The following is a 12,964-nucleotide window of genomic DNA, read 5'->3' as shown; positions in this document are numbered from 1 at the left end:
TGGCCCGGAGGATCATCCTCCGGGTTTTTCTGTATTTATAGGGGTTAGAAAAAAAGCGCTTGCAAGAAATAGGCATCATGTGATATAACCAAATTATAAGAAATCTAAACGTTTAAATAAAAGGGGTGCTCGCTTGTCCAACATAAGCATTAAAGACATCGCCGCCAAGGCTCAGGTATCCACAGCGACAGTATCCTACGTATTAAACGGTACACGAAATGTGAAGCAAGTCACACGTGAACGAGTGCTTCAGGTCATTGAAGAAATGAATTACAAGCCGAATAATGCGGCTCAAAGCTTGAAACGCAGACGAACGAATACGATTGGCGTTATCGCGGAAGACGTAACCGTGTTCAATGTGCCGGAAATTATTGACGGCATTAACGATTGTGCCGACAGGCTTGATATGCATATTTTGCTTACGAATCTGAGGCTGGACAAGCGAATTGGGCGAAGCTTCGACGACATGGACACCTATCGGCAGTATGCGGAGAACGCGGTTTCCGAGCTGCTGAGCAAGCAAGTGGAGGGCATTATCTACATCGGCGTTCATCCCCGTGATCTAACGGGACTGTGTGATACGGATGGAAAGCCGATTGTGTACACGTACAGCTACACGGAGAATGATCCATCCATCCAATATGATGATGAGCAAGCGTCTTATGAGGCTATGAGGTATTTGATCGATCATGGGCATTCCCGTATCGCAATCATTAGCGGAGTTATGGATTCCATTCCGTCACGGCTGCGGTTTAACGGATTCTATAAAGCAGTCACGGAGTTTCAACTGCCTTTCGATCCATTGTTAATTAAGATGGGCGATTGGGAGGCGGAATCCGGTTATCGTCTAACGAAGGAATTACTGTCGTTGCCCGAACCGCCAACAGCGATCCTATCCATGAATGACGTAATGGCGGTAGGCGTTCTGCGGGCGGCATCGGAAATGAGTGTATCGATTCCGGAGCAGCTGTCCTTGATCGGCTTTGACAATCGAGAATTCAGTGAGTATTTAATGCCGAGAATTACGACGATGGATTTGCCGCTTCACGAGATTGGCTATCAAGCAATGGAAGCCTTATCTCGCATTCTGCAAGGCGAAGAAGCCGGCATTAGCCCAAAACCGATGTGCAGGTTAATTGAGAGAGATTCAGTGGCTCCGCCCAAAAGGTGAAAACCTTTTTTTTAAGAGTGAATCTAAACGTTTAGATTTATGTTGGAATCGCTTGCATTACTCAAGGCTATAATCCAATAGGATTGAGCATATAAAACCGATTCGGGGGATGATGGAATGCGCAAGACAGGAATCGCATTAACGGCACTGACTTTATTTCTAACTACGGCATTGACAGCATGCGGGGGCAACAACAATAACGGGACGAACGCAAGCTCAACAGCAGCGCCTGCCGATACGGAGGCCGCAACGTCAGAGGCGCCGGCAGCGGAGCCGACGAAGCTCACGTTATGGACCTTCGTTCAGCAGCATGCCGACTTCTACAACTTTATGGCTGCCGAATGGAACAAGGGAAACCCTGACCAGCAGATCGTGCTGGATGCGCAGAATATTCCATACGATGATATGCACACGCGCTTGCTGCTTGCTCTCCAATCAGGTGAAGGCGCACCGGATTTGGTAGATATCGAGCAAAGCAAGTTCCCGAACTATATGAAGGGCAATGTACAGCTCGTTGAGCTGAATGACATCGTAGAGCCGGAAATTCCGAACATCGTGAAATCGCGCGTTGACATTTATAGCAAAGACGGCAAATATTACGGCGTTGACCTTCATGTAGGGGCAACGGTCATGTATTACAACAAAGAGCTGATGGACAAAGCAGGCGTTAACCCGGATGATATCAAGCTGTGGAGCGATGTCGAGACTTTAGGCAAAACCGTTGCAGAAAAAACAGGCGTACCGTTCATTACGTTCGAAGGCGCGGGCAACTGGTCATGGTGGCCGGCCATCAATCAAATGAAATCCGATCAAGTAGGTCCAAACGGAGAAATCACCGTGGACGATCCACGCAACATTCAAGCGATGAGCTTCTTCAAGAAGCTGGTTGACGAGAAGATCGCTGCTGTATCGCCAGGCGTAGGCCATGACACACCGGAATACAAAGCATTTATGAACGCAGGTGGCGCCGCAGCGGTATTCATGCCGTTCTGGTTCATGAACCGCTTCACGGACGAAATGCCTGACCTGAAGGGCAAGATGATTATTCGTCCAATGCCGGCATGGGAAACAGGCGGCAACCGTTCCGCAGGCATGGGCGGCACAGGGCTTTCGATTACGAACCAAACCAAATCGTTGGAAATCTCGAAGAAATTCCTAGCCTACGCGAAGCTCTCCAAAGAAGGCAATATTCAAGTATGGAAGCAGCTTGGCATGGATCCGATCCGCACAGAGGTATGGAGCGATCCGGCAATGGCAGAGTCTAATAAATTCACGGATTATTTCGGTACGGATATCTTTGCAACGCTGACCGAAATCAAGGATGAGATTTATCCGGTTAACATTCGCGAAACATCGCCAAAAGTATTCGACGCGGTTCGCAACGAAATCGTACCTAAAATCTTTCAATTCGGCGAAGACCCAGAGACGGTTATCAAGAAAGCGGCGGAAGCGCTCCGCAAGGATACAGGTCAATAAACTTATTCAGCTAAACAGATCGCGCAGCGATAGCCAGTATGGCTTGCCTTTGAGAAGAAGCCGCCATGCTGGCTGCCCGTTGCAAGAGATCGCGTAGGAGTGAGGTCATTATGAATGCCGGTAAACAGGTCCCGAACGGGCAGCGAGGCGGAGGCACCGTCAAGACTAGAACATTAAACGGGCAAAAGCTGGCGCCATATCTCTTTATTTTGCCTTTCATTTTATCGTTTCTCATATTCTTCTCTTATCCATTGGTGAATGCGGTCCTGATGAGCTTCCAACGGGTATTGCCCGGTGATGTTGCCTTTATCGGACTCGATAATTACAAAAGACTGCTTAACCCCGATTTCTACAAGGCTTTGCTTAATAGCACAAGATATACCTTTTGGACACTGCTCGTGCTTATTCCGCTGCCACTGCTGCTTGCCGTATTTCTGAATGCGAAGCTTATGCGCGCACGGAATTTCTTCAGGGCAAGTCTCTTTATCCCGGCGCTCACCTCTATTGTCGTCGCGGGCATTATATTCCGTTTAATCTTCAGTGAGCTGGATGGCGCCATCATGAATTCCTTCATTAGCTGGTTTGGCTTCGACAGCCAGAAATGGCTGCTGAGCCCCTCTCTAAGCATGCTTGCGCTAGTCGTACTCGCTACTTGGCGATGGGCTGGCATTAACATTCTGTATTTCCTTTCAGCGCTGCAGAGCATTCCGCGCGAGCTTTATGAATCAGCAGACATAGATGGGGCAGGCACAATCGGGAAGTTTTGGAAAATTACGATCCCGTTATTGCGTCCGATCACAATATACGTATTCACGATTACGATCTATGGCGGCTATGCGATGTTTACCGAGAGCTTTATGCTGTGGGGGAGCAGGGGGTCACCGCAAAATATCGGTTTGACGATGGTCGGTTACATTTATCAGCAAGGGTTCCAATATTTCGATTTGGGCTTCGGCTCAACGATTGGAATTACGCTGCTCGGCATTACGCTGCTTGTCAGCATGCTGCAGCTGAACGTGCTCGGATTTTTTAAGAAGGAGGACTAGCGAGATGGTAGAGAAGCGGCCCGGGAAATTACCCTCCTTATTGCTAATCATTTTATTTGCGGCTTTGTCCGTAATTGCACTGTTCCCGTTATTTGCTTTATTCCTGGCTTCGGTCAAGCCAGCGTCGGAGCTGTTCCGTTTTGGTCTGAATGTTCGCCTCGACTTTGATGTGATGACTTGGGCGAATTACAAGGCGATTTTCTCCGGCAAAGGAGGCTCGCAAAACTTTTTTGACTGGTATCGCAATAGTTTGGTCATTACGGCCGTATTCACATTTTTATGCCTGTTCTTGTCCTCGATGGTTGGATATGGATTAGCTATGTATCGCTTCAAGGGAAGAACGCTTGTATTTACGCTCGTGCTGGCCGTTATGATGATTCCGGTTGAAATTATTATTTTGCCGTTATACAAGCTATCCATCGATTTATTCATTATTGATTCGATTTGGGGCGTTATTCTGCCCTTTGTCGTGGCGCCGCTGCCGATCTTTTTCTTCCGCCAGTTCGCCATGGGCCTGCCCAAAGACTTTATGGATGCAGGCAGAATCGACGGCTGTACGGAAATGGGCATTTTCCTGCGGATCATGGTTCCGCTCATGCTTCCCGCTTACGGAGCGATGACGATCCTGCAAGCGTTGTTCAGCTGGAATAATTTTTTATGGCCTGTCATCGTATTGCGATCGACGGAGAAGTTTACGCTGCCGATCGGCCTTGCAGGCTTGCTCTCGCCAACCAGCAACAATTACGAGGTGCTGCTAGCAGGCTCCATACTGACCATTTTGCCCATACTGCTGCTGTTCCTGTTCTTCCAGCGTTTCTTTATCGAAGGGCTGACAGTAGGCGGCGTAAAGGGATAACGATAGAAAGAAGAGGGAGAGAGAGGCATGATCAAACAAAACCATTCACGAACAGGGCCATCAGCCGTTGGGAAGGTGAGCATAAGCGACGATTTCTGGTCCGAATATATCCGATTGGTTCGCGAAGTTGTTGTGCCATACCAATGGGAGGTGCTGAATGACCGCGTCGAGGAGGCTGAGCCAAGTCACGCCATCCAGAACTTCAAGATTGCCGCGGGCGTGGAGCAGGGTTCATTCTACGGCATGGTATTCCAAGACAGCGACGTGGCAAAGTGGCTGGAGGCGGTAGGGTATTTGCTGGAGACGGAGCCCGATCCGGAACTTGAGAAAGTGGCGGATGAGGTTGTAGCCCTAATCGCTAAAGCTCAGCAGCCTGATGGCTACGTCAACACCTATTTCACCATTAAAGAAAAGGATCAGCGCTGGACGAACCTGGCCGAGTGCCATGAGCTATACTGCGCCGGCCATCTAATAGAAGCGGCAGTAGCCTATTCCAAAGCAACGGGCAAAAACGCGATTCTCGACGTCGCCTGCCGGTTCGCGGACTATATCGACCGTGTCTTCGGAACGGAGCCGGGCAAGCTTCAGGGCTATGACGGCCATCAGGAAATCGAGCTTGCGCTCGTGAAGCTCTATCAGGCCACCGGTGAGCGGAGGTATGTGGAGCTCAGCCATTATTTCTTGAACCAAAGGGGAGCGAAACCTAATTTCTACGAGCAGGAATGGGAAAAACGAGGAGAAACCATTCATTTCCCGCAATTGTCCATCGCCACGGATTTGGAATACAGCCAAGCACATCTTCCCGTACGGGAGCAAGACCAGGCAGTCGGACATGCCGTGAGGGTCGTATATATGTGCACCGCGATGGCGGACATTGCGGCCGAGACAGGCGACGAAGCGCTGCTGGCTGCTTGCAGGAGGCTTTGGGGCAGCATCGTATCCAAGCGAATGTATCTGACGGGTGCAATCGGCTCGATGGCGCATGGAGAATCCTTCACACAGGATTACGATCTGCCAAATGACACGGTGTATGCCGAAACCTGCGCCTCCATCGGCCTTATCTTTTTTGCGCAGCGCATGCTGCAGATCGAGCCCGACAGCGAATATGCCAATGTGCTGGAGCGGGCGCTGTACAATACGGTAGTGAGCGGAATGTCGCGTGATGGCAAGCAGTTCTTCTATGTCAATCCGCTCGAGGTGTACCCGCCGGTACTTGGAAAGAACAAAAATTACGACCATGTTAAGCCGCAGCGGCAGGGCTGGTTCGGATGTGCCTGCTGTCCGCCGAATATTGCAAGGCTGCTCGCCTCGCTTGGTCAATATATCTATACCGTCAAGGGCGAAGAAATCTATGCCCATCTGTATATCGGAGGTACAGCCGAGCTCGATCTGAACGGAACGGCAGTTAAGCTGGAACAGCAATCGAAATATGCGTGGGATGGAGAGGCAAGCTTTCGCATTTCGGTTCCGCAGGAAACGGTGTTCACGCTCGCGCTGCGGCTTCCGGATTGGAGCGGCGCAGCTGCGATACAAGTAAACGGAGCTGAATACAAGGTAAGCGAGGCGGATATCCATAACGGTTATATTCGGCTCAAGAGAGCATGGCAAACGGGCGATACGGTGTCCATTGCATTCGAGATGCCTATCCTTCGCATGCAGGGCCATCCCCTTATCCGCCAGACCGCGGGCAAAGTCGCGCTGCAGCGCGGACCTTTCGTCTACTGCCTGGAAGAAGCAGACAATGGAGGACAGCTGTTCCATCTCAGCCTGCCTGCGACCAGCGAGTTATCGAGCGCTTTTGATACCGGACTGCTTGGCGGCATGCAGGTCATTACGGGTAACGGCGTACGCTTTGATTCAAAGCATTGGCAGGATGAGCTGTACCGGCGGGATGCCGATTGGACGACGGAACAAACGGAGCTAAGGTTCATTCCTTACTTTGCTTGGGCTAATCGGGAGCCAGGCGAAATGTCTGTGTGGATTAACAGCATGAATTAGACGTGAAGAACACCATGTTCAGGCCCCTATTTTAGCAGCAGCTTTTAGAAAAGCATCGCTCTGCAGGATAGGGGTTTTTGTTGATTGATCATAATGAGGGGAGGTGAGGCTGCATGCCATATTCTCGCTAAGGAGGGTGATAGGGGCGGCAATGCGCGGAGCATCGCCGAGTTGAAACAAAGGGCTGGTCATCATGTTGTAGACAAAAAGGCTGCTTACAATCCATTATAGGAGGCATCATTAATGAGGATTCAAGCTATACCTTTTAATAAAAAAATGTTTATGCTTGTCGCATCTTTTTTTGTAACCGCTTTATTTATGGTTTTTTACCCGCAATTGGCTTTCGCATATACGTTATCTAACAGCAATTTCAATATTACTACTGGTACGAATGGCGAGATCAACTCGCTCAGGCTGGTCGGAGACACGTTCAATACGCAGTATGTCATGAATCCGACGGTAACGCCTAACCAAAATACGGCCGATCACCAGTGGCTCGGGGAGCTTATGTTCAAATACCGCTTTGGCACTGGCGCATGGCAAACCGCGATGACGCAGAGCTCAACGGATGGCAGGACGCAATCGCAAAGCGGCAATACCGTGACGGTTACGTATCAGAACTCAACGAACGCGAACGGCGTGAAAAACTTCAAGCTAGTGAATACGTATTCCCTCGTAAGCGATTATTTCCTCTGGCAGATCGAACTGACCAACACAAGTGCCCAAACGATTGAATTCGGGGATGTCGGCTTGCCGCTTCCTTTCAATGAATTCTGGTCAGGCGGGAGCAACGAGCAAATCTACGAGACACGGGTGCTTACCCACTCCTTCGTCGGCAATAACAGTTCTTATATTACGGCTGGCCGCCCAAGCGGAATCGGCCCTTCCCTATTGATGGTGCCGGACGCGAGCACGGGCGCAGGCTTCGAATACCAGGATCGCTGGAGAGTCGAAGAGCATCCGGGCAGCAAATGGGCAATGGATCAAGGCGGATGGATCGAAGGCTTGAACGTATTCTACATCCACTCCAATGTCATCAAAAGCACGAATCGCGGGTACCTGCCGAATACGAGCTTGACGCTTGCTCCAGGCGCAAGCAAAACGTACGCCTTTAAGTTTTTTAAGGTGACGGGCGAGAACGAAGTTAAGGATCGCCTTTACAACGAAGGCCATATCGACGTAACGGTCGTTCCCGGCATGATCGTGCCGACGGACCAGACGGCGAAGTTCGATCTTCACACGACCAAAACAATCAATTCCGTACTTGCGCAATTCCCGTCCGATACGACGATCGTGTCGCTTGGCACAACGGGAACGAACCATAAAATTTACTCGATTAAAATGAACAAGCTCGGACCGAATAACGTGACGGTGAGCTATGGCAACGGCGAGAAAACGGTTCTGCAATTTTATGCGATAGAACCAGTCGGCGCTGCGCTGCAGCGGCATTCCACGTTCATGGTGAACAGCACGCAGTGGAACGTGCCGGGAGATCTCCGCGACAAAGTGTTCGACGATTGGATGATGGATTCCAACTCGAAGCGGAACGTATTCAACGGCTACTGGGGCTGGGGAGATGATTGGGGCTTAACGCATGGCCAGTTCCTGGCGGAGAAAAACGTACAGACTCCCGTAGCTTCCGAGGTGCAGGCAGTCGACGATTATTTAACCGTTGCGATATGGACGAATCTGATGGGCGAGCATCAGACCGATTACTTGATCCATGACTTCTTGATGCCTGCTCCAAATGATACGCCGACATACCGTGGCTACGCGTACCCCCACATTTACAATACTTACTTCAGCATGTATAAGATTGCTAAGCTTTACCCGAATCTGATTACGTATGACAATCCGAAAAATACGTACTTGCTCCGGGCCTACAATATTTTCAATGCGCTATACGGATCCGGCGTGGCTTACAACTGGAACACAGGGCTAATGGGCGAGCTTACGACTCCTGAGATTATTAAAGCGCTGCAGGACGAAGGCTATACAACCCAAGCCAATAATCTCATTGCCAAAATGGCGACCAAATACAACAACTTTGCGAATACAACCTATCCTTACGGTTCTGAATATAACTATGACAATACGGGCGAGGAAGCAGTTTACACGCTCGCTAAGATGAACAACAACAATACAATGAAAAGCAAGATCAATACGAAAACCCGCGCCGCGCGCGGCCATATGCCCATCTGGTATTACTATACCGATCCGGTAACAATTACCGGCGAGAACTGGTGGAACTTCCAGTACACCGTTTCCTTGGCCGGTTATGCGATGGATGACTGGATTCGCAACAATTCCACGAATCCGGAAGTCGAGCAGCGGTTGTCCTATGCAGCCAAGATCGCAAACGTAGGCGCAATCAACTCCGGCCAAATCAGCTCCGATCCTGCTGACATTGGCGCGGTTGCGTGGACGTATCAAGCAGAGAAAGGCAATTATCCAGCACTTGGCCATGGCGGAGGTCCGCTTCAGAATGGTTGGAGAGGCATGTCAGGCGAAGCTGATCTCGGTTTGTTCGGAGCGATCAAAATATTGAGCGCCGACGTATCCGTTGACCCCATATTCGGCGTATACTGCTACGGCTGCGAAGTTACGGACAGCAGCACAAGCTACACAGTCGTACCGAAAGATGGCGTGTTCCAGCGCTTGAACCTGATTACGGAGAAATTCGGCATGGAGCTGGAGCGGGATAAATATACGACTGCTTCGGTTAACAAAGCGAAAAATGCACTGAATTTCACATTGAAAAGCTCGACGCCAGGAACGGCGCACACGACAAAAGCGACGTTCAGAGGACTTGCTGCCGGCTCGTATAATATTCTAGTCAATAACGTTGCCGCAGGTTCTGTCAATGTTGCGGCTAACGGAGCTGCGACAATCAGCTTGAGCATTGGCACGGCTGCTACTTATGAAATCAGCCTGCAGCAAGGCACTCCGCTTCCGAATACGGCGCCAGTCGTTGATGCGGGTGCAAATGCTACATTTACGCTTCCTGCAGCAGTAGCGCTGACAGGTACGGTAACGGATGACGGATTGCCGAGCGGCACGCTTACCCAAACATGGACGCTCGTAAGCGGTCCGGGAACCGCTTCATTTGCTAACGCGGGGGCTATCAATACGACGGCTACCGTATCTGCTTCGGGTACTTACGTATTCCGTCTGACGGCGAGCGACGGAGTCTTGACCGCTAATGACACGGTTACCCACACGGTCAATCCGGCTGCTCCGGTACCGGAGGTCATTGCCAATTATTTGTTTAATGAAACGAGTGGAACGTCCGCTAGCGATGCTTCAGGCAACGGCAAGCACGCTACGCTTACCGGGGGAACGACATGGGCGGCTGGAAAAGCAGGAAACGCGCTGAACTTGAATGGCACGAACGCGTATGCAAGCCTGCCGACGGGCATCGTTAGCGGGGTTAATGATTTCACGATCGCTACGTGGGTGAAGATCGACACGTTAAGCGATTGGGGACGCATCTTCGACTTTGGTACAGGTACGAGCAGCTATATGTTCCTGGCGCCTCAGGTCGGCGGATCCGGTATGCGATTCAGCATTACGACAGGTGGGAACGCATCGGAGCAGCAGTTGAATGCGCCTGTTCTGCCGACTGGCGTATGGAAGCATGTTGCCGTTACGCTCTCCGGCACGACGGGAAGGCTATATGTTGACGGCGTTCAGGTAGCAAGCAATACGGCTATGACGCTGAAGCCGTCCAGCCTAGGAAGTACAACACAGAACTATATCGGCAAATCACAATTCTCCGATCCTTACTTGGATGGAGCGGTAGATGATTTCCGGATTTACAGCAGAGCACTGAGTGTAACGGAATTGGCAGCGCTGTTCAATGGATCGACTAGCTCTGGCAATATAGCGCCGCTCGGCACGGCTTCCACTTCCTTTGTGTCTGCTTGGGAAAGCTTGACTGGCCTCAATGACGGCTACACGCCAACTAGCTCAACGGACCGCGGCCATCCCATCTACGGGAATTGGAATAATCCAAACACAACACAATGGGTGCAATACGACTTTGCGCAAAACTATACGATTTCCAGCATAGATGTATATTGGTTCACGGATGGCGGAGGCCTGGATTTGCCTGCGTCCTACACGGTTCAATATTGGAACGGCACCGCTTGGGTGAATGTCGCAAGTCCGTCCGGTCTTGGCGTGCTCGCCAATCAATACAACACGACTACGTTCACGCCAGTCTCAACCAACAAGCTGCGGCTTAACGTCACGGCGAAGGCGACGGCCTCAACGGGCATCTCTTCCTGGAAAGTGACCGGCAGCTAAAAAGAAATAAGCGCGGCCCTCGGTGTATGATCGAGGGCCGCGCTTTCTTATGTACGAAGATTTACTGCGCTATAGCTTCCAGCATCGTTGTCTCATCGTAAACGCTGAAGGTGTTTTTGCCGCTGCGTTTGGCATGGTAAAGCGCCCTGTCGGCGCAGGCATAGAGCTCTTCGGAGTCCTGAGCGTGCTCAGGCGCAATGGCAATGCCGATAGAAACAGTTGTGCTTAAATCATTAATGACATTAATCCCTTTAATTTCAATCGGGCGCTTGAGCTCCTGAATGATATGGCTCGCAACATCCAAAGCGCTCTGCCTATCATCAACCTGATTGAGAATAACGACAAACTCATCACCGCCAAGTCGGGCGGTAACATGATTGGAGTCGATGACGGCCGAGCGAATCCGCCTGCCGACCTCGATGAGGAAGGAGTCGCCCGCGTCATGCCCAAGCGTATCATTAACCCGTTTGAAGTTATCGAGATCGATATGGAGGAGGGCAGCTTTATGCTGCTTTCTCTTGCTTCTGGCGATGGTTGAATCAAGCGCATTCTCGAAAGCTGCTCGGTTGGAGAGGCCCGTTAATAAGTCATGCGAAGCGAGGTACATCGGTTTGGCTACTAACTTGGTAATAAAGTAAGAAATCATAAGCGCAATGACGATGGTAGCTATCAGCTGCAGCAGAAAAATTTGATTATTTTGCTGCAGTTTGTTTTGGAGCTCGAAATCGTTATAAACAATTTCAATCATCCGTTGATCGGTGAAGCGGCTGACCCCGGTGTCGAATTGAACGGTATAAGGAACATAGCGGTAGGTAACGGGATTGCCGTCTCGATCCCCTTTAATGTCCCGTACAGCGCTTTCTTTTAGCGCCAAATTAAAGGCAGGTATATTTTGGTTGGATACTAGGAGGGATTTGCCGTTCTCGCCTCTTTTGCCCACTGATTTTCCGGTTGTCGTATACACGGTAATATCGTTGATATAGCTGTATTTTTTGATAAGGGCATTGCTGATTTCAAGGAAATTAAAGCTTTGGAAAACAGGATTGTCATCCAGATAAAGGCCCAGCTCGATTAAATATTTATGATCGGGGGTAGGCATATAGCTGTACTTGCGGAGCATGCCCGTATTGGATTCCTGGTCGATTCCGTCTGCCGAGAAGTGGTTGCCGTTCAGCCTATCCATCAGCAGCTGCGCGAAGGAGGATTGTGTGCCCCCCGTATCCCTGAAATTCATCCCCACATCCAGCGGGAAGCTGCTGTAGCGAACGGTCAAGGTGCGGTCAATCATATAAATATCCATGCCAGCTGCGTCTTCTTTGAGCGCTTGGTAATTCCAGGCGGAGACGTCGGGCTGCTCGCGGTATTTGCGCAGCAGTTTATCGGAATGGGCTCTCATTTCAGCTTCTATGTCTTTGTCAGAGAGCTGGAACGCTTTATCGGCTGCCGATACGGCGGTGACGACGGTATCTTCGACTAGGGCTGATTCTGTGGCATAGCTTGCTATCAAATTGTTTTTTAACCGATGTTGGTTCACTAGAGACACGCTGAGAGTCAGCAAAATACTGAAAATGCCCATAATGGTCATCAATTTAGCTTTGAAGCTAAGGTGCACGAGTCTTCCTCCTCTAGAATGTACATGGATGGTCTCCATGAGAAGCAGCCGTTTCAGCCTTGTTGAAGGGCTTCGCTGTGCTACGGTGCTAGGTCTATTTACCTAAGTTATATATCGGTTAACCTAACCGTTAAGTGAATTAAATGTTGGAAAATAGTAGCTGGCATAGGGGCATTTGCAGGGAGGTTTGGTACAAAATCCGGCTCTCTACCAGGATAAGCATCCCTAAAAATCTGGTCGTTCAAATAACCGCCTCGTTGACAACACGAACGAGGTGGCGGAGGGATACGGTTTATTTTCGTTTTACAAAAAGAAGAAGGGGCATCTCTCAGTCATCTACGACTTTTGAGACAGCCCCTATTTTTGATTTCGGTTTCTTGCTGCTTCATCAGCAAATGAAAGTATACGGAGCATGTAAATGATTCTGGAGAAGCGTTAGCGTTCGTTTTTGTGAAGGGATTCCAACCTTTCCAAGTTGATTCAAAGGAATCCCTGAG

General features: G+C 50.1%; 7 protein-coding genes. 6 read left to right on the top strand and 1 reads right to left on the bottom strand.

Annotated features, from left to right (window positions below):
- Positions 1 to 133 precede the first annotated feature (133 nt).
- From FHS16_RS20470 to FHS16_RS20445, 6 genes are all read left to right on the top strand, one after another.
- Positions 134 to 1,171: a LacI family DNA-binding transcriptional regulator gene (locus tag FHS16_RS20470; RefSeq protein WP_183566977.1), complete on the top strand. Its 1,038-nt coding sequence runs from the start codon at positions 134 to 136 to the stop codon at positions 1,169 to 1,171.
- Between the two features lie 117 nt (positions 1,172 to 1,288).
- The gene (locus tag FHS16_RS20465) at positions 1,289 to 2,647 is read left to right on the top strand and encodes an ABC transporter substrate-binding protein (protein ID WP_183566975.1); all 1,359 of its coding nucleotides are present in this window, start codon (positions 1,289 to 1,291) and stop codon (positions 2,645 to 2,647) included.
- A 110-nt stretch (positions 2,648 to 2,757) separates the two neighbouring features.
- A complete protein-coding gene (locus FHS16_RS20460; RefSeq protein ID WP_183566972.1) occupies positions 2,758 to 3,693 on the top strand; it encodes a carbohydrate ABC transporter permease in 936 nt (311 codons plus the stop codon).
- A gap of 4 nt (positions 3,694 to 3,697) precedes the next feature.
- Positions 3,698 to 4,549, top strand: coding sequence for a carbohydrate ABC transporter permease (locus tag FHS16_RS20455; protein WP_183566969.1), 852 nt, complete (start codon positions 3,698 to 3,700; stop codon positions 4,547 to 4,549).
- A gap of 27 nt (positions 4,550 to 4,576) precedes the next feature.
- Positions 4,577 to 6,547: a glycoside hydrolase family 127 protein gene (locus FHS16_RS20450; protein WP_183566966.1), complete on the top strand. Its 1,971-nt coding sequence runs from the start codon at positions 4,577 to 4,579 to the stop codon at positions 6,545 to 6,547.
- A gap of 318 nt (positions 6,548 to 6,865) precedes the next feature.
- Positions 6,866 to 10,855, top strand: a complete 3,990-nt coding sequence (locus tag FHS16_RS20445; protein ID WP_376769689.1) for a DUF5695 domain-containing protein — start codon at positions 6,866 to 6,868, stop codon at positions 10,853 to 10,855.
- Between the two features lie 61 nt (positions 10,856 to 10,916).
- On the opposite strand, the gene FHS16_RS20440 is transcribed toward FHS16_RS20445, so the two are convergent.
- The gene (locus tag FHS16_RS20440; RefSeq protein WP_183566963.1) at positions 10,917 to 12,467 is read right to left on the bottom strand and encodes a GGDEF domain-containing protein; all 1,551 of its coding nucleotides are present in this window, start codon (positions 12,465 to 12,467) and stop codon (positions 10,917 to 10,919) included.
- Positions 12,468 to 12,964: the final 497 nt, after the last annotated feature.

Source organism: Paenibacillus endophyticus, from assembly GCF_014192395.1.
Taxonomy (GTDB): domain Bacteria; phylum Bacillota; class Bacilli; order Paenibacillales; family Paenibacillaceae; genus Pristimantibacillus; species Pristimantibacillus endophyticus.
The sequence above is the reverse complement of the archived record's forward strand: the minus strand, read 5'-3'. Positions and strand labels throughout refer to the sequence as shown.